At 34.7% G+C, this 18,798-nt stretch carries 16 protein-coding genes and 1 pseudogene; 16 read left to right on the top strand and 1 reads right to left on the bottom strand.

The window, feature by feature from the left end; genetic code table 11:
- Positions 1-6: 6 nt before the first annotated feature.
- From BG05_RS22535 to BG05_RS22490, 9 genes and pseudogenes are all read left to right on the top strand, one after another.
- Positions 7-1,116, top strand: a complete 1,110-nt coding sequence (locus BG05_RS22535) for an ABC transporter permease (RefSeq protein ID WP_016126756.1) — start codon at positions 7-9, stop codon at positions 1,114-1,116.
- 1 nt (position 1,117) lies between these two features.
- Entirely contained in the window at positions 1,118-2,263 is a 1,146-nt protein-coding gene (locus BG05_RS22530) for an ABC transporter permease (RefSeq protein ID WP_002086373.1), read from the top strand.
- Positions 2,264-2,392: 129 nt separating this feature from the next.
- Complete coding sequence (gene cls / locus BG05_RS22525; RefSeq protein WP_003188668.1) at positions 2,393-3,604, top strand: cardiolipin synthase; 1,212 nt, start codon at positions 2,393-2,395, stop codon at positions 3,602-3,604.
- 357 nt (positions 3,605-3,961) lie between these two features.
- Positions 3,962-4,240 carry a TIGR04197 family type VII secretion effector gene (locus BG05_RS22520; protein ID WP_002126714.1) on the top strand — a complete coding sequence of 93 codons (279 nt, stop codon included), beginning with the start codon at positions 3,962-3,964 and terminating at the stop codon, positions 4,238-4,240.
- Positions 4,241-4,282: 42 nt separating this feature from the next.
- Complete coding sequence (locus BG05_RS22515; RefSeq protein WP_002126715.1) at positions 4,283-4,645, top strand: DUF3958 family protein; 363 nt, start codon at positions 4,283-4,285, stop codon at positions 4,643-4,645.
- Positions 4,642-6,231 (top strand): T7SS effector LXG polymorphic toxin, encoded by a 1,590-nt coding sequence (locus tag BG05_RS22510; protein ID WP_016126757.1) that lies wholly within the window; start codon positions 4,642-4,644, stop codon positions 6,229-6,231. The genes BG05_RS22515 and BG05_RS22510 overlap by 4 nt, the downstream gene beginning before the upstream one ends.
- Positions 6,228-6,881 (top strand): SMI1/KNR4 family protein, encoded by a 654-nt coding sequence (locus BG05_RS22505; protein WP_016126758.1) that lies wholly within the window; start codon positions 6,228-6,230, stop codon positions 6,879-6,881. Before BG05_RS22510 ends, BG05_RS22505 begins: the two co-directional genes overlap by 4 nt.
- 239 nt (positions 6,882-7,120) lie before the next feature.
- Positions 7,121-7,694, top strand: a pseudogene (locus BG05_RS32020) (imm11 family protein).
- Between the two features lie 110 nt (positions 7,695-7,804).
- A complete protein-coding gene (locus BG05_RS22490; protein WP_003188662.1) occupies positions 7,805-8,374 on the top strand; it encodes an imm11 family protein in 570 nt (189 codons plus the stop codon).
- 227 nt (positions 8,375-8,601) lie between these two features.
- On the opposite strand, the gene pyrH is transcribed toward BG05_RS22490, so the two are convergent.
- Positions 8,602-9,345, bottom strand: coding sequence for a UMP kinase (gene pyrH / locus BG05_RS22485; RefSeq protein WP_003188660.1), 744 nt, complete (start codon positions 9,343-9,345; stop codon positions 8,602-8,604).
- Positions 9,346-9,723: 378 nt separating this feature from the next.
- Between pyrH and BG05_RS22480 the strand changes: the two genes are divergently transcribed.
- The 7 genes from BG05_RS22480 to BG05_RS22450 all read left to right on the top strand — a co-directional run bounded on the left by BG05_RS22480 (position 9,724) and on the right by BG05_RS22450 (position 18,557).
- The gene (locus tag BG05_RS22480; RefSeq protein WP_002130957.1) at positions 9,724-10,995 is read left to right on the top strand and encodes a cation:dicarboxylate symporter family transporter; all 1,272 of its coding nucleotides are present in this window, start codon (positions 9,724-9,726) and stop codon (positions 10,993-10,995) included.
- A gap of 24 nt (positions 10,996-11,019) precedes the next feature.
- The gene (gene aspA, locus BG05_RS22475; protein WP_002012229.1) at positions 11,020-12,459 is read left to right on the top strand and encodes an aspartate ammonia-lyase; all 1,440 of its coding nucleotides are present in this window, start codon (positions 11,020-11,022) and stop codon (positions 12,457-12,459) included.
- Positions 12,460-12,533: 74 nt separating this feature from the next.
- Positions 12,534-14,246 (top strand): oxaloacetate-decarboxylating malate dehydrogenase, encoded by a 1,713-nt coding sequence (gene malS, locus BG05_RS22470; RefSeq protein ID WP_002012227.1) that lies wholly within the window; start codon positions 12,534-12,536, stop codon positions 14,244-14,246.
- 63 nt (positions 14,247-14,309) lie between these two features.
- Positions 14,310-15,608 (top strand): sensor histidine kinase, encoded by a 1,299-nt coding sequence (locus BG05_RS22465; protein ID WP_003188653.1) that lies wholly within the window; start codon positions 14,310-14,312, stop codon positions 15,606-15,608.
- A 2-nt stretch (positions 15,609-15,610) separates the two neighbouring features.
- Positions 15,611-16,543, top strand: coding sequence for a response regulator (locus BG05_RS22460; protein ID WP_016126761.1), 933 nt, complete (start codon positions 15,611-15,613; stop codon positions 16,541-16,543).
- 161 nt (positions 16,544-16,704) lie between these two features.
- Entirely contained in the window at positions 16,705-17,175 is a 471-nt protein-coding gene (locus BG05_RS22455; RefSeq protein WP_001030885.1) for a MarR family transcriptional regulator, read from the top strand.
- A gap of 146 nt (positions 17,176-17,321) precedes the next feature.
- Positions 17,322-18,557, top strand: a complete 1,236-nt coding sequence (locus tag BG05_RS22450; RefSeq protein WP_033713784.1) for an MFS transporter — start codon at positions 17,322-17,324, stop codon at positions 18,555-18,557.
- The last annotated feature ends 241 nt before the right edge of the window (positions 18,558-18,798 follow it).

Below are 18,798 nucleotides of genomic sequence, written 5' to 3'. Positions count from 1 at the left end.
CATCAATTGAACATCTTTAACATTGCAGTGATGCACATTAAAAGAGATTTCAGGGACGTAAGAACTTTAGTTTTTATGTTAGCATTTCCAATTGTACTTATGCTTGTGTTAGGAACAGCGTTAACGAATGCATTTAATAGCGATAGTCAATCGTTTAAGGATATACAAGTGCTATATAAAGATGAAGCAAGTAGCACGTTTTCTCAATCATTTGAAGCATTTACAAAAGAAGTTGATAAATCAGGTATTCATTTTAAAAAAGCTTCCGAAGGTATAGATGGGAAAGAAGAAGTGAAGCAAAATAAATATGCTGCTTATGTAGAGTTAAATAAAGATGGTGCAAAATTTTATGGAAGTGACAAAAGTAGTATTGAGGGAAGTATTGTGGAAGGCACGCTTACAACATTTGTTGATAAGTACAACGTAGTGGCCGAAGTTGCAAAAGTAGATCCGAGTAAGGTTAGCGCAGTTATTTCAAACGGAAATCATAATGATTATATTAAAGAAACATCTTTACAAGCTGCTAAAAAACCAGGTTCTATGGATTACTATGCGGTTGTAATGACGACGATGATTGCACTGTACGCTGCAATGGGGGCGAGTTTTTTAATTCGAGGAGAACGAATACGTAAAACAGGAGATCGTTTAATTGCAGCACCTATAAGTAAAGCTGAGATTTTCGTTGGGAAAGTGCTCGGTAGTCTTGTAGCGAATGCACTTTGTCTATTACTCGTCGTTTTATTTAGTAAATTTGTTTTTCAAGCGAATTGGGGCGACCATATTGGAATCATATTTATTATTTTACTAACAGAAGTCTTTCTAGCAATTAGCTTCGGTTTAGGAATCGGATTTATTACAAAAACAGGTGAGGCATCTAGAGCGATTATTATGGTTGTTGTGCAATTAGCTTCTATTTTTGGTGGTGCGTATTTCGTAGTGGAAGAAAATGTCGTTACGAATTTATCGCCATTAACGTGGGCCAACACAGCCATTATGAAAATTATTTATGCAAATGACATAGGGGCGGCACTGCCAGTAATATTTTTAAACCTCGGAATTTCAGCACTCTTTTTATTAATTGCGATTATTGCATTACGTAGACGGGAGGGGCTATAGTATGAAAGATATTTTATGGCTCATACAAAAAACGTTATCTGTGCTTTTGAAAAATAAAAAGGGGTTACTCATTATTATTAGCTTGCCGATAATAGGAACGCTCATTTCCTTTTCGATATATGGGAATGTAGGGCAAGGAACGTTAAATATTGGGGTTATAAATAAAGAAAATCAACCTATCGCAAATGATACAGTGAAATTTTTAGAAGGACTCAATCATGTAAATGTTAGTAAAATTAAGGAATCTGAAGTGGAAGATAAACTCACTTCAAAAAAACTTGATGGTGTTATTACATTACAGTCTGGCTTTTCTGAAAGTGTTCGAGAAGGGAAACCGAGTCATATTGAGATTTCATCGATTAAAGGCGATCAAGTAACAGGATTTATAAAATCGTATTTATATAACTATGTTGATAACATCGCTGCGATTAGTAAAGTGGCAGGGGCCGATCAAAGTACGTTTAATAGTATGTACGCGGGTTATCAAAAAAGTTCATTTAAAGTAAAGTCTGAGACACTTGAAGATACTTCAAAAAATAAAGATATGACAAATCAAACGATGGGTTATCTTATTATGTTTATGTTATTTTCAGCAGTGAACTTATCAGGATTTATTTTAAAAGAAAAAGAGAACAGAACGTATTTTAGATTATTATCAACGCCGATTGACGGAAAGAAATTTATATTATCTAATGTCGCAGTAAATATGATGATATTAACAGTACAAATTGTAATTGCAGTATTCTTTATGACGAATGTTTTTCACACAACTATAAATATGCCTTTCATAGTTATGATTGGTGTGCTTATGATATTCGCTTTAATTGCAATTGGTTTATCGTTAGTCATTGTGTCTTTTTCAAAAAGTTCAACTGCTTCAAATGCAATGCAAAATATAGTAATAGTACCAACATGTTTACTTGCTGGATGTTATTTCCCGTACGACATTATGCCGAAAGCAGTACAAAAAGTAGCTGATTTCCTTCCGCAGCGTTGGTTACTAGATACGATTTCAAAACTACAGCAAGGCATTCCATTTTCTGAGTTGTATTTAAATATTTTAATTTTATTCGCTTTCGCGATAGCATTCTTCTTAATTGCTATTTATAAGTTTGGAAGAAATAATGATGCGAGGAACTTCATTTAATGAAAAGGTGTGGCGCAATGCCACACCTTTTTGTATTCGCAAATAAAAGTAAGAAAGACATTTCGTATGAAAAAATAATTTAATGAAACACTACGAAATAGTAAGTAATATGAGCGGAAGGAAATCAAAATGATTAAAAAAATATTGCGAGTTACTTCTATTATTATTGCTATTTTCGTTTTTATTTTAATTTGGATGCATATCGATGTTACTTTAGGCAGGAAAATGGAAGCTGGGAAAAATATGCCGACAGAGTATGCACCTCATTATAGTGACTTTCAATTATATGTAGAAGGGAAGTCGTTTTATAAACAGTTGTTTACTGATATAAGGGAAGCGAAGCGATCTATTTACACTTATTTTTATATTTTATCGGATGATAAAAGTAGCCATACTTTTTTAAACTTATTAAAGGAGAAGGCGAAAGAAGGAGTAAACGTATATTTATCGGTTGATCGCATTAATGATTTATCATTTGAAAGAAAGATGAAAAATGAATTGCGGGAAAGTGGTGTACATTTTACATATAGTAGAAAACCTGAATTGCCATTCGGATTTTATTCACTTCACCATCGTAATCATCGTCGTATTACGACGATTGATGGGGAGATTGGCTATACGGGTGGCTTTAATATGGGGGATGAGTACTTAGGGAAAGATAAGCAATTTGGATATTGGCGTGACTATCATGTGCGGCTTAGAGGAGAAGGAGCAAAAGATTTAGAAGAGCAATTCGCTTTAGATTGGAAACGAGATACGAAAGAACATATAAAAAGAAGTACGAATAAAGCGAGTAAAGGGAATACATTACATACGATGGTTAGCTACAATGGACATCACGTCGCTGAAAAATATATAAAGTTAATAAAACAAGCGAAACATTCAATTGTAATTACAACACCTTATTTTATAGCGAAAAATAAAGAATTAATGAATGCTTTAATTGGAGCGCAAAAACGTGGTGTTACAGTAAAAATACTTTGGTCATATAAACCAGATATTCCTCTTATTAAAGAGGCAGCGTATCCTTATATTCGTCAAGCTGTTAATAACGGGATTACGGTATATGGTTATAAAAAAGGTATGTTTCATGGAAAGTTAATGCTGATTGATAATGAATTAACCGTTATTGGTACAACAAACTTTACTGCGCGTAGCTTCTATATAAATGATGAGATGAATTTGTATATTCATGGTGGATCTATCGTATCAGAAGTGAATGCGGCGTTAACACAAGATTTTCATGATTCGAAAGAAATGACGAAAGAGTTTTTTGAGAAGTTATCTTTGTGGGAGCGTTGTAAGGAGAAATTTGCGGGATTGGTTGATTTTTATTTGTGATGATTTAACTGGAATACTGGAAATGTAGAATATAGTAAATAGAAAGCTGTATTGTTTATTCAAAAAGTTGAGAAATAAGAAAGAACCTTCAAAAACAGAAGGTTCTTTCTTATTTTATAATTTATTATTGGTAGTTAAAAAATAGTCTGGTCTGGCGGGTGCCCCTCCGTCTTCATTTGCGCTTCGGTAAAAAATTCAATATGTAGTTAAATTAAAGTTAAACTAATGCCTCTATTTTGATTAAGAGTTCTAAGTGAGTTCTAGTTGAATGCTTAAAAAACTGTAGTTTCATAACTGAAATTTTCGATAAATCAAAATGAGTAACGTGATATAATTTTGAAACTAAAAGGGGTTTAAATGATGGGGAACTTTCAAAGTAATTTTCAAACGGCTACACAAATCGCCACTCAAATGAGAAATGCCTCGAATACAATCCAAAGTGCAACAAATCGTTCTATCACAAAGGCGAGCCGTACTACACTAACTGTTAATGCCCAGGCGCAAGAAGCGAATCAACAAATGCTAGATTTGACTAGACAATTTTGTGGAGCCTTTCAAAAAGCAGTTGATAATATTCATTTAGCAGCTAAGGATTTTGAAAGAATGGATAATGAACTACAAAATACATTTCGCTAATGTGACAACCTAGAGTAAAGGGAGAAGGATAGGAAGAATAAGATGAGTCAAGACATTGAAAAGCAAGTAGACCAATTAAATCAAGAATTACGGATAGTATTCGAGAAACAAGATCGAAATCAAGCTGCGATTCAAATCCAGAGACAAACAGAAATGGACTTTCATGAATTGAGAAGTCGAAATAATCGTTTATTTAATAGAGTTTTAGAAACATGGCATGGTGATAAAGAAGTTTCTAATTTTTTTATGAATAAGCTTCAAGAGTCGCAGCATATTGAGCGGAAATTAACATTTGAATTGGAAAATCAAAAAGAAACATTACTTAAAGAAAGACGCAATCTTATTGATTTAGAAACCGACCTTACATATCGGCAACAGCGATTAAAAAGGGAGGATAAAGCATGAGTTTAAATATGTATGTAGGGGAAGTAAAAAATCAGACCCAAAGCATGAACGCTGTATGTGTCGCTACTATCCAAGCTATGGAGCAAGCAATCCAATCAATTGATACCTTTGCAACTGATACGGTTTTGCAAGGAAAAACATATAGTAGTGCAAAAATATTTTTTGTCCAAACTTTTCGTCCTTTAGCACAAGGTATCATTTATTTATGTGAAGAATTAATTCGTCAAAATGATGCGTTTCCAAGTGATTTTCAATCACAAGTTGCTTCCACAGATGTCATCGAACAAGAAATAAGAGAGCAAATTCAAGAAATTAATCGAATGGTCTCAAGTATAGAAGCAATTAGTATTGCTACAGTATTGCCTGGAATAGATGCCATGGTTATTGTTTTAGTGGAGATGAGAAAAAAACTGCAAGAAAAATTAGAGCATCTATATGAATTTAACTATACGTCCAGTAATAACTACAACACAGCTCTTCAACTAGTGGCTAGCATTACTGCCGGCCTCGCTGAAGTCCAAAGCGGGAAAGGATTTAGTCCTGTAAGTGGTACGTTTAGTACACAAGGATTAAATATGGATTGGACCGTTTCGATTCAAGAAATTGCTGATGAAAGAAAACGTCAAGTTGATAATCTTTTAAAGGAAGGATCAATGGAAGAGGGAGCGGTGTGCAAGAAACCTCCTGAAAAATCTACATCTGAAAAAATTATAGATGGTATTTTAGAAGGTACGGGTCAAGCTGTTGAAGATACAATAGATGGTGTTGTGGCACTTGGTAAATGGGAAACATGGAAGAACATGGGCTACGCTGTTACTCATTTAGATGAAACCTTACCTGCTATGTGGAACACATTGTCAGATTCGTTTATTAATGATGTAATAAATGGAGACGCTGAAAGTCGTGCTAAGTGGGGAAGTTATGCTTTTACACAAATTGGACTTGGGCTCATTGGTGATAAAGGATTAAGTAAAGCAAGTAAATTGGGACAAGTGGGTAATATAACTACATTAACAAAAGGTTTCTCACGTGTTACAAATAATTTGCAAATGGGAGACCGTCTGGCTATTGCAGGTATGGATTCTATGAAAATTGAAATACCTACAATGAAAGATTATTTGGTTAAAGCAAGTAGTCCAAATAACGGCATGAATATAAAGATAGGAAATGCAAAAAGACCAGGGGGATATCAAAAAGGAGATATCGATGATCATGGTTATTTAAGTCCAGCGGTTAATCGTGCTCCAGGAAATAAAAATATAGCTGCTGATAATCGAATACAATCACATCATCCTATACAAAATGAATGGGCTAAAAGATGGGCTATTAAGGGTGGATTTGATTATAACGAAAAGAAAGCTCAAGCAATACTTTTACCATCAATTTCTGGTTTACCTCATGCGAAAATTTCCGCTATGCAAAGAAAGCGAAGAAGGCTTGAAGGATATGATACTGATATAAATTATGAATTTAATGTAAGCTATAGAGAAATGATTGAGGCAGGAGTTGATCAGAAAACTGCAAGAAAGGTATTGGTAGATGCTTATAAATATTTTGATAGTTTGGGAGGTTTTGTGAAAAAATGATAAATTTATCTAATGTTTCTGGTTTAATAAAAAATAATCCAGCAAATGAAATTGAAATTCAAGAAATAGAAGATGTAATGAAAGTCGAATTACCTAATATATATAAAGGTTTATTGAAATATACAAATGGTTTTTCTATAGGTGGAGGATTAACAATTTATGGTACTGAGGATATTATAGAACGAAATGAGACCTGGGAAGTAACAGAATATGCAAATGGTTATTTTTCTATTGGTGATGATGGTAGTGGTAATGTTTTTTTAATGTCGCAAGGTGCAGATGTACAAGAAGTGAGGGCTGTTGATTCTGGTGATATGAATCCAAATCATGCCACTGTAGTTACATTAGATTTTAGTGAGTGGGTAAATACGGGGTGTTTGAATCGAAAAATACAGGAAATAAAAGAGGAAATCCCTGATACGTGTAATATAGTGTTAATAGAAATTCCTAATGGGGGATTAAAAGATTTAGTAAAGATAAAAAGTGTACTAGCACTTGATATTTCAACGGGGGAACTATTAAAAGGATCGAAAAACCTTCCTTTTACATTAGTAAAAGGGGCTCCATATGGAAAAGCAAAAAAATTAATTGGAAAATTAGGACCTGTTGGTTTAGCGCTAAATGCAATACCAATGGATAAAAATAACTAATGTTAAATATAATCTGAAATTCATTTTTAATTACCTGATATTAATTTAATGATTTATAAAAAACGAACTAACATTTTAAAGGTTGGTTTGTTTTTTATTTTTTACAAGGATTAAATAAGGAATGTGAACCCGAACAGTGTTACATGGAATAAGAAGAGATTTATTAGAAGGTAATTTAAGGTGAAATGAACCCAAGAAATAAATGTGTAAATAAATGGTAATAATAAAGGGGAATATATATGAAAATTTGGCAATTAAAAAGCTCGACTGATGATTATGAAACCTTTCAATTATTGAACTATGAAGAGGATAAAAAATATTTTAAAACTAGTTTTCATTCTACGGTGAGTTTTTCAGATTCATGGACGCCTAAGTTTATTGAGGTAACAGATGAAGGAAAGTCAAGCGATTATCCTATTTTTTGGGGAAAGTCTGGTGTACAAATAATTAGTGAAAAAGCCAAGAATGTTTTAGAACCTATAGTAGGAGATAATATTGAATTTTTACCATTACTTCATAAACAAACACACACACAAAAAATACTATGCTATGCATGTTTTAAAGGTGTTGGAAGCACTTGATACTAATAAAACAATCTTTGATAAGTTAAGTTCAGGTTTAATAATAGGATGTAAAAAATTTGTATTTATTTCTTATGTTGTTCAGGACGAACCAGTTTTTAAATTGAATATAAATGGGAAGGTGCATCCTAACTATCTTTTAGTATCAGATCAATTCAAAAATGCAATTTTAGAGAGTGAATTAAAAAGTTTTGAATTTACTGAAGTGTGGAATTTAGAAGAGGGTGCGTAAAGAAAACTAATTTAATTAGATTATTGGGGGGACCCCATATCTAAGAGAGCAAAAAATAAGTAAGGGGGCAGAAACAACAATATATCACTCAGTAGTAAAGGAGAATAGCTATGAAGATTTGGGAATTAAGAAATTTCTCTGATAACTATGAGTATTTTCAATTATTAAATTATAAAGAAGATAAAAAGTTTTTTGAAGGGAAGTTTAACTCTACAATAAAATTAGTAGATTCATGGAGAAAGCTACCTATTGAATGTTTAGAGGAAGGAAAGGCCAGTGATTTTCCGCACTTCTGGGGAGAAATTGGTGCCCTAATGGTTAGTGAAAAGGCAAAAAAATTATTAGAGTCTATAGTAGGTACTGATGTTGAATTCTTACCCCTTATACGTAACTCAAATAGTGAAATATATTATTTAGTTCATGTATTGAATGTACTAGATGCAATTGATGGAGATAAAGCAATCTTTAAAAAAATGATTACAGGCCTTATAGTAGGTTGTGAAAAGTTCGCATTTGATTTTAATATAGTTCAAAATGAAATGATATTTAAGGTTTACATAAATGGAAAAATTCATCCTACGGCTGTTTTTATTTCGGATGAATTGAAGGTTTTAATTGAACAAAGTGATTTAAAAGGTTTTGAATTTATTGAAGTGTGGGATTCGGAAGAGCTTTCGTAAAGAAATTCTAACATTATTAATGACCCTGATAAGTTTACGATAAAAATTTAAGTCCCCTTGTTATACAAATTAGGGGACTATTGATCTCGTATTAACGAGCAGTAAGATTCCCTCTTCAAAATGCGGCTAAAGCAAAGACGTTAGGTGGGAGATCAACTGCTCGTAAAAGCCCGATTGGAGAAGGCTAATAATTAGTGGGGGGTGGACAAAACTTCCGATGAAAAATACTATTTTTCATGCACAAGCATCGAAACATCATCATTAATCAACGTCCCAACATGTTCACCTAAACAAATTCTTTTCATAACGCCAGGCTCATCAAAGTTAAAGACGTGTGCCGGTAAATTATAATCTCGAGCAAGCAATAAAGCTGCTTGATCCATTACTTGTATGTTTTGCCTAACAATATCGTTATAGTTCAGTTTTCGATACATTTTCGCTGATTTATTATATTTTGGATCACTTGTAAAGACACCGTCTACACCTTGTTTTGCGACCAAAATGGCGTCGCTATTCATTTCAATGGCTCTTTGTACACTTGGGTAATCTGTTGTAACGAATGGTTGCCCGTTACCACCACCGAATATGACAACATAACCGTTATCTAAATGATGTACTGCACGTAGGCGAATATATGGTTCAGCTACTGCATTAAAAGGGATGGAAGTCATAACGCGTACTTCTCTATCTGTTTTACTTGTTAAAACGCCGCGAAGCATTAAGCTGTTAATAATCGTACCTAGCGTACCGATATTATCAGCTTCTACACGATCAATTCCCCATTCTTCAGCTAGATGACCTCTGAAAATGTTACCGCCGCCGATGACAATGGATACTTCGATATCTAGGTCAATAATGGATATTATTTCGTTTGCGATATGTTCTAATCGTTTGGAGTTAAAGCTATTTCCAGATTGATCAGCAAGTGCGCCGCCACTTAGTTTAATTAAGACGCGTTTATATGGTTTCATAACAATTCCCCCTATATAGATTGCAATAAAAAAGGAACAAAGGCTAATGCCTTTGTTCCTTCGTAAGAAAATGAAATAGAAAAGAAATAGATATGATGAACTTCTTCACGTGATTTTTCATAACATCCACTCCTTTTCATCCCCATTTATTTAGAATACGTATATCTTTTAGATTATACGAAATAATCTGATGTTTTATCAAGGTTATTTTATTTCTTTTTTATAAAAAAGTGTCAATGAATATTATAAGAAATAAATTTGAATTTTTTGTGACGAACTTGTAGGTTTTTGTATGATTTTGTAGGTTCGCTTATATGATGTGTGAGTAGCTTTTATAAATTCAAATTGAAAGCGTTCGCATGAAGGGGATGAACATAAATGAAAAAATTCGGATTGGCAACACAAATTTTTGTCGCGCTTGTTTTAGGGATTGTAGTAGGGGCAGTCTTTTATGGCAATAAAACGGCGATTTCTTATATCACACCAATTGGGGATATATTTATTCACTTAATTAAGATGATTGTAGTACCGATTGTTATTTCAGCATTAATTGTTGCGGTAGCTGGTGTAGGAGATATGAAAAAGCTTGGGAAACTGGGCGGTAAGACAATTCTTTATTTCGAAATTATTACGACGATTGCTATTTTAATGGGATTACTTGCAGCGAATATATTCCAACCAGGTACTGGCGTTGATATGAGTAATTTACAGCAAAGTGATATTTCTTCTTATAAACAAACAGCAGATGCAACAGAGAAGAAAGGCTTTGCAGAAACGATTGTTCATATTGTACCGAAAAATATATTTGAGTCTATTACACAAGGTGACTTATTACCGATTATATTCTTCTCAGTACTATTCGGTTTAGGAGTTGCAGCAATCGGTGAAAAGGGAAAGCCTGTTTTTAACTTTTTTGAAGGTGTACTCGAAGCGATGTTTTGGGTTACAAATCAAGTGATGAAATTCGCACCATTTGGTGTATTCGCATTAATTGCTGTTACGGTTGCAAAATTTGGTGTAGCAACACTACTTCCTTTAGGAAAACTAGTGCTAGCTGTATACGTAACTGTTATACTATTCGTTGTGATTGTATTAGGTATTAATGCACGAATGGTCGGAGTAAACATTTTTACATTAATAAAAATTTTAAAAGAAGAACTTATTCTTTCATTTACGACAGCAAGTTCAGAAGCTGTTTTACCTAATATAATGAGAAAAATGGAAGAGTTCGGTTGTCCAAAGGCAGTTGCCTCTTTCGTAATTCCGACAGGTTATACATTTAACTTGACTGGATCAGCTATTTATCAAGCGTTAGCGGCATTGTTTGTTGCACAAATGTACGGTGTACACATGTCACTGACGGAGCAAATAACGCTATTATTCGTTCTCATGTTAACATCCAAAGGTATGGCGGGAGTTCCGGGTGCATCATTCGTTGTTGTATTAGCGACGTTAGGATCAATGGGCTTACCGCTAGAAGGCATCGCATTAATTGCGGGAATTGACCGCATTTTAGATATGATTCGCTCAGCTGTCAATGTATTAGGAAATGCATTAGCTGCCATTGTTATGTCGAAGTGGGAAGGCGAATTCGATGATGAGAAAGCAAAACAATATGTAGAAACGGTCAAACAAACAAAAGCAGCGTAAGAGATTGTTAAGGAGTGAGTAATCATGGCAACATTAACTGAAGTTAAAAATGGAGTACGAATTGAAAAAGATTTTTTAGGTGAAAAAGAAGTACCAAATTACGCGTACTACGGTGTACAAACAATGCGTGCAGTGGAGAATTTCCCGATTACAGGATACAAAGTCCATGAAGGTTTAATTAAAGCGTTAGCAATTGTAAAAAAAGCGGCAGCACTTGCTAATGCAGATGTAGGAAGATTGGAATTGAAAAAGGGTGGTGCTATCGCAGAAGCATCACAAGAAATCCTTGAGGGGAAATGGCATGATCATTTCATCGTTGATCCAATTCAAGGTGGTGCAGGAACTTCAATGAATATGAACGCAAATGAAGTCATTGCCAATCGTGCCCTTGAATTATTAGGAATGGAAAAGGGAGACTATGATTATATTAGTCCAAACAGTCATGTAAATATGGCACAATCAACAAACGATGCATTCCCAACAGCGATTCATATTGCAACATTAAATGCATTAGAAGGCTTATTACAAACAATGGGTTATATGCATGATGTATTTGAATTAAAAGCAGAACAGTTCGATCATGTTATTAAAATGGGTCGTACACATTTACAAGATGCTGTGCCAATTCGTCTTGGACAAGAATTTAAAGCATACTCCCGCGTACTTGAACGTGACATGAAACGTATCAAGCAATCACGTCAACATTTATATGAAGTAAATATGGGAGCAACTGCAGTTGGTACAGGCTTAAATGCAGATCCAGAATATATTGAAGCAGTTGTAAAACATTTAGCTACAATTAGTGAACTACCACTTGTTGGTGCAGAAGATTTAGTAGATGCAACTCAAAATACGGATGCGTACACTGAAGTATCTGCAGCACTTAAAGTATGTATGATGAACATGTCTAAAATTGCGAACGACCTTCGTCTAATGGCATCAGGTCCACGCGTTGGATTAGCGGAAATTATGCTACCAGCTCGTCAACCAGGTTCATCTATTATGCCAGGGAAAGTAAACCCTGTTATGCCAGAAGTAATTAATCAAATTGCGTTCCAAGTAATTGGTAACGACCATACAATTTGCCTTGCTTCAGAAGCAGGACAATTAGAATTAAATGTTATGGAACCAGTACTTGTTTTCAACTTACTTCAATCTATTAGCATTATGAATAACGGTTTCCGTGCCTTTACAGATAATTGCTTAAAAGGAATTGAAGCGAATGAAGATCGCTTAAAAGAGTACGTTGAGAAGAGTGTAGGAATTATTACAGCCGTGAACCCTCATATCGGCTATGAAGCAGCAGCTCGCGTTGCGAAAGAAGCAATTGCGACAGGGCAATCCGTTCGAGAACTATGTGTGAAAAATGGTGTATTGTCACAAGAAGAATTAGAGTTAATTCTAGATCCATTCGAAATGACACACCCAGGGATTGCAGGAGCAACTCTTTTAAAGAAAAATTAAAAGAAGAGGGGGACAATCCCCTCTTTTTTGTTTACAATATAGAAATGCTATATATGAATAGAGGTAGGGATGTTATGAGTAAGTTTACAGTGGCTTCTAATGGTGCATTAGAAACAACATTAAGAGGAGCAGAAGTATTATCAACACCACTTTTAAATAAAGGGGTAGCTTTCACACAAGAGGAAAGAGAAGAGTTAGGTTTAAAAGGGTTATTACCGCCAGCGGTTTTAACGTTAGAAGAACAAGCACGCCGAGCGTATGAACAATTTAGTTCTCAGCCGGATGATTTATTAAAGAATGTATACTTAACAGCGTTACATGATCGAAATGAAGTGTTATTTTATCGTATTTTAACAGAGCATTTACGTGAAATGTTACCGATTGTATATACACCAACTGTAGGTGTAGCAATTCAAAGATATAGTCATGAATACCGTAAACCACGTGGCATTTATTTATCAATTAACGATCCATCAGGTATTGAAGATGCATTTGCAAATATCGGTGCAACAGCTGAAAACATTGATTTAGTCGTTGTAACGGATGGAGAAGGTATATTAGGAATTGGTGATTGGGGTGTTGGTGGAATTAACATCGCAATCGGGAAATTGGCTGTATATACGGCCGCAGTTGGAATCGATCCTAGCCGTGTATTACCGGTAATTTTAGATGTAGGTACAAATCGTGAGGAATTATTAAACAATCCATTTTATATTGGAAATCGTCACCCTCGTATAACAGGTGAAGCTTACGATGAATTTATTGATACGTTTGTTCAAGCGGTAAATAAACAATTCCCGAAAGCACTTCTACATTGGGAAGACTTCAGTTCTCGAAATGCACGAAAAATTTTAGATAAATATCGTCATGACGTTTGTACATTTAATGATGATATTCAAGGTACAGGGGCAGTTTCACTTGCTGCTGTATTATCGGCAGTAAAAGCTTCTGGTGTACCGTTAAGTGAACACCGTGTAGTTGTGTTTGGTGCTGGTACGGCTGGAATCGGTATCGCAGATCAAGTAAGAGATGCAATGGTTCGTGTCGGCTTATCAGACGAAGAATCACATAATCGTTTCTGGTGTATTGACCGTAATGGGTTGGTTACAGATAATATGGAAGATCTTCTTGATTTCCAAATTCCATATGCAAGAAAAGAAGCTGAAGTAAGTGATTGGAAACAAAATGATGCTATCGGACTTGCTGAAGTTGTGAAACATGTAAAACCGACAATTTTAATTGGTACATCTACTGTTGCAGGCGCATTTAAAGAGGAAATTATTAAAGAAATGGCTTCTCACGTAGAAAGACCAATCATTTTACCAATGTCGAATCCAACGCCACTTGCTGAAGCGAAACCAGCAGATTTAATCGAGTGGACAGAAGGAAAAGCATTAGTTGCAACAGGAAGTCCGTTTGAACCGGTTACATATAACGGTGTAACGTATGTGATTGGACAGTCAAATAACGCACTTATTTTCCCAGGACTAGGTCTTGGTACAATTGTTGTTCGTGCAAGCGTCATGACGGATGGAATGTTCGCAGCAGCAGCAGAAGCAGTTGCAAGTATGGTAGATACAAGTCAGCCAGGAGCGCCTATTTTGCCAGAAGTTGAAGAGTTACGTAATATCTCTGAACTGGTTGCGATTGAAGTAGCGAAAGTTGCAGTTGCAGAAGGTGTTGCTAGAGAGAACTTAAGTGATGACGATATTAAGATTGCCGTAAAAGAAGCAATATGGGAACCGGAGTATCGCCAAATAAAAGCGGTAGAAAAGGTTAGAATATAGAAATAAAGCCCGTTTATAATTATAAGCGGGCTTTCACTTTTACAATTGAAAAAAGCATAGGAAGTGGCACCTTTGAATTGGAATCAATTATGGAAGAAAGATATGTATCTTTTAATTATATTAATGGTTGTTGTTCCGATTGCTGGAGAGCTGAATTTTCATCCTTTTAATGATATGTTTCGTGTTAGTTTCGGGACACCGCTTTTCTTCTTTTTATTACTATTTTTAAGAAGAGTGCCAGCAGCAGCTGCAGGTATTCTTGTAGGTATATCTGTAGTCTTATTTCGTGTATGTCTTGACTGGGTATTGCAAGGTTCATTCCATATGACAGAATCATTTTATTTGCGTTATCCTGTGTTCTTTTATTATTTTATTTATGGAAGTCTTTTTTCGCTTTGTAGGGTGAATAAGTTTCATCAGAAGCCAATTGTGATAGGATGTCTTGGAATTACAATTGAAATTATCGCAAGTATGTCTGAACTTGCGTTTTATCATATGTTAGTGCTGGGGACAACGATAACAGTTTCTGAAGTGAATAAACTAATTATTATTGCTATTTTCCGTAGTTTCTTTGCACTTGGTTTTTTAAATATGATGAACTTATATGAAACGAAGTTAAAAGAATCACAAGTTCGAAAAGAAAATGAAAATATGTTAATGTACCTCTCTAATTTATATGTGGAATCTGTCCATTTGAAAAAAACGTTACAAAATGCTGAGTTAATTACACAAGAAGCATATCAACTATATCGAAACTTACAAGCGAACGATGATTTAAATAGCAAAACAGCATTAAAAATAGCAGGAGAAGTGCACGAAATCAAAAAGGATAATCAAAGAATTTTTGCAGGACTATCTAAACTGTTATTAGATAAAAATGTGGCTGAGTATGTAGAAGGACATGAATTAGCGGAAATGATTGTAAGAATTAATGAGAAATATGCTGAAATGTTAGAAAAAGATATACGTTTTTCGGAACATATAGAAGGTGAGCATGCAGAATATCATGTGTACACGGTCTTATCCATTTTTAATAACTTAGTTGCAAATGCAGTTGAAGCAATTGAGGGTAGAGGTCTCATTATTATTAAGCTATATAAACGAGATAAACATATATTCTTTGAAGTAATTGACGATGGTCTTGGTATTGCACAGAAGTATAAGAAATTAGTATTTAAGCCAGGATTTACTTCAAAGTATGATCAAGCGGGAACACCTTCAACAGGTATTGGACTTTCTTACATAAACGAAATGGTAACAGAGCTAGGTGGAGAAGTGAGATTAGAAGACCGAGAAACTGGCGGAGGGTGTAAGTTTATCGTTTGTTTACCGGAGTGCAGTTTAAAGCGGGAAGGAGAATAAAGTTGTTTTATTATATCGTAGATGATGATGAAGTTTTCCGCTCCATGCTTTCACAAATTATTGAAGATGGCGATCTTGGGGAAGTAATTGGAGAGTCGGAAGATGGAGCTTTTATTGAAGCGGATCAATTAAATTTTAAAAAAGTAGATATTTTATTTATTGATTTATTAATGCCAATGCGAGATGGGATTGAAACAGTTCGCCATATTGCATCCTCTTTTACAGGGAAAATCATTATGATTTCTCAAGTTGAATCGAAACAGCTTATTGGTGAGGCGTATACACTTGGTGTTGAATATTATATTACGAAACCATTAAATAAAATTGAGGTTGTATCTGTTGTACGTAAAGTAATGGAACGTATTCGTTTAGAGCGCTCTATACATGATATTCAAAAATCATTGAATAACGTTTTTAAGTGGGAACAGCCGCAAGTTCGAAATGAGCCAATGCAGGAAGGAAAAAGAATAGCAGATTCAGGGCGCTATTTATTATCAGAACTCGGTATTGCGGGAGAGAATGGAAGTAAAGATTTACTTAGTATGTTGGAATATTTATATGGACAAGAAAAAGAGCAAACGTTTGAATTTGGATTTCCTGCGCTAAAAGATATCTTTCACCATATAACTATAAGAAAATTAGAGAATATAGCTTCAGATGCAGATATAGATAAGGAGAGAAAAGCATCTGAACAAAGGGTACGTAGAGCGATTTATCAATCGTTAAATCACTTAGCTTCCCTTGGATTAACAGACTTTTCAAATCCGAAATTTGAAAGCTATGCTCCGAAATTTTTTGATTTCACTGTAGTTAGAAAACGGATGACAGAAATGACAAAAGAAGAAGTAGCAACTTCTGGACATACGCGAATTAATACGAAAAAGTTTATTCAAGTGTTGTATTTTGAGGCGAAACGGTTGATGGAGATAGAATGAAAAGAGATAAGTGTTTCAGATTGTAGACAAAGTCTTGTTCAAGTGACATTGAGTTTCTTGGTGCTTAACATGCTTTTGACTCTCTTTTTTAATTAGAGTTGGAATAGAAACAAAAAATAAATATAATATTGTTAATGCACCAACGGGGAGGAGGACAGGACATGAATAAAGAAGAAAAGGTCATAGTGGGTTTCAGGGACTTATATAATAAGATTGTTTGGCTTAATAAGGATAAGATGGAAGACAGTCTTAAGGGTTATAATTCTTCTGAAGTACATTGTATCGAATACATTGAAAAAAATGTAGATTCTAACGTGACAAAACTTGCGGAGTCCTTTTATATGACTCGCGGTGCCATAAGTAGAATAACTAAAAAACTTATAAAAAAAGGCCTTATCGAAAGTTATCAGAAGTCGGATAATAAGAAAGAAATCTATTTTAGGCTTACTGAACAAGGGAAAGTAATTTATAAAATACATGAGGATCTGCACAAAGAGTTTGAAGAACGGGATAAAGTTGTGTTTGATCAAGTAACCGAGGAAGAATTTGATAGTATACTTAGCTTCGTGGAAAAGTATAGTAGACATTTGGATACAGAAATAAAGAAACAAGGTGTACATATTAAGTCGTAATCTATTCAAAAAATAAAAATGAAACGGCAGGCAGTCCAAGGATGGACCGCCTTTTTTATTGTTGTAATTTTGTTGACAAGGAAACAAAATGGAGTTATTGTTTTGTTGATAAGGAAACAAAAATAACTGTTGGGGAGAGAATGAAAATGTCCAAATTCAGATCACATAATGAACATAATACGGAACGAGTCATAGATAAACACGCCTTACTATTCGGTCTCATCTCTGTGTTTCTTTGCGGAATAGGATTCAGCATTATAATACCTGTCGTTCCATTTTTAGTGCAGCCATATACAAGTAATTCGGCAGAACAAGCGGTCGTCGTTACGCTATTAACTTCTGTTTATGCAGTCTGCGTATTTTTTGCGGCTCCCGCACTTGGAGCTTTGAGTGATAAATATGGTCGTCGTCCATTACTTTTAGTATGCCTTTTCGGTTCCGCAATCGGGTACTTAGTTTTTGGCATAGGAGGAGCTCTATGGATACTATTTGCTGGGCGCATAATAGAAGGTATAACAGGAGGGAGCATAAGCACTATCTTCGCATATTTTGCAGATATTATTCCTCCAGAACAAAGAACGAAATACTTCGGATGGGTAAGTGCGGTTGTAGGAGTAGGCACTGTAATTGGACCAACTATAGGTGGATATCTTGCCAAGTTTGGTTATTCTGTACCTATGTATTTTGGAGCAATAATAACTTTATTAAATGTTGTTTATGGAATCTTATATATGCCTGAGAGCCTTGACAAAAATAATAGATTGAAAGAGATTACCTTTGTAAGATTGAATCCATTTACACAGCTTGCAAATATACTTTCCATGAAAAATTTAAAATGGCTACTTGTCTCAGCATTCTTACTTTGGATACCAAATGGATCTTTACAGGCAATTTTTTCACAATTTACAATGGATACTTTTAGTTGGAAGCCTGCGTTAATCGGACTTATGTTTTCAATTATGGGATTTCAAGATATCATTTCACAAAGTTTCATAATGCCAAAACTTTTGACAAAACTTACTGATAAACAGATAGCAATTCTCGGAATGGTTTCGGAGATTATAGGTTATAGTCTTATTGCAGCATCAGCTTTTTTCTCATTTTATCCGTTTCTTATCGCTGGAATGTTTATATTTGGTTTTGGTGATTCCATCTTTGGACCTTCATTCAATGGGATGCTCTCGAAGTCTGTCGATTCTAGTGAACAAGGAAGGATTCAAGGCGGTAGTCAATCTGTTCAAGCTTTAGCAAGAATGATTGGGCCGATCATTGGAGGGCAAATTTATGTTTCACTTGGGCATGCCGCACCTGCTTGTATGGGGATCATCCTTATAGTAGCCGCAATAACAGTCTTATATAAGGGCACGCATGAAAATATGTAAATTACGTACTTTATCCTCCTTTTATAGACAGTAAGCCCCTTGTATCAAAATTTGCACATCCATCTCAATGGTGTGTGTGAAAAACTTTTATTACTCTTCTTCATAAAATCATATCTTTTAAATTATTGATGCGATAGTCGGTAAAACTTTTACATGAATAATGTAGAAGATATTTAAATACTACGCTGGAAGCTTTCAGAATCGCCTGCATAATAGGCAGTTTTAACAAGTACTGAAACTC

Origin of the sequence: Bacillus mycoides (genome assembly GCF_000832605.1) — a bacterium.
GTDB classification, from domain to species: domain Bacteria; phylum Bacillota; class Bacilli; order Bacillales; family Bacillaceae_G; genus Bacillus_A; species Bacillus_A mycoides.
The sequence above is the reverse complement of the archived record's forward strand: the minus strand, read 5'-3'. Positions and strand labels throughout refer to the sequence as shown.

Coding starts and splice junctions, on each gene's coding strand:
- pyrH (WP_003188660.1), bottom strand. CDS start 9,345: ATGAAACCATATAAACGCGTCTTAATTAAACTAAGTGGCGGCGCACTT.
- BG05_RS22505 (WP_016126758.1), top strand. CDS start 6,228: ATGATAAATTTATCTAATGTTTCTGGTTTAATAAAAAATAATCCAGCA.
- BG05_RS22490 (WP_003188662.1), top strand. CDS start 7,805: ATGAAGATTTGGGAATTAAGAAATTTCTCTGATAACTATGAGTATTTT.
- aspA (WP_002012229.1), top strand. CDS start 11,020: ATGGCAACATTAACTGAAGTTAAAAATGGAGTACGAATTGAAAAAGAT.
- malS (WP_002012227.1), top strand. CDS start 12,534: ATGAGTAAGTTTACAGTGGCTTCTAATGGTGCATTAGAAACAACATTA.
- cls (WP_003188668.1), top strand. CDS start 2,393: ATGATTAAAAAAATATTGCGAGTTACTTCTATTATTATTGCTATTTTC.
- BG05_RS22450 (WP_033713784.1), top strand. CDS start 17,322: ATGTCCAAATTCAGATCACATAATGAACATAATACGGAACGAGTCATA.
- BG05_RS22515 (WP_002126715.1), top strand. CDS start 4,283: ATGAGTCAAGACATTGAAAAGCAAGTAGACCAATTAAATCAAGAATTA.
- BG05_RS22530 (WP_002086373.1), top strand. CDS start 1,118: ATGAAAGATATTTTATGGCTCATACAAAAAACGTTATCTGTGCTTTTG.
- BG05_RS22480 (WP_002130957.1), top strand. CDS start 9,724: ATGAAAAAATTCGGATTGGCAACACAAATTTTTGTCGCGCTTGTTTTA.
- BG05_RS22520 (WP_002126714.1), top strand. CDS start 3,962: ATGATGGGGAACTTTCAAAGTAATTTTCAAACGGCTACACAAATCGCC.
- BG05_RS22455 (WP_001030885.1), top strand. CDS start 16,705: ATGAATAAAGAAGAAAAGGTCATAGTGGGTTTCAGGGACTTATATAAT.
- BG05_RS22510 (WP_016126757.1), top strand. CDS start 4,642: ATGAGTTTAAATATGTATGTAGGGGAAGTAAAAAATCAGACCCAAAGC.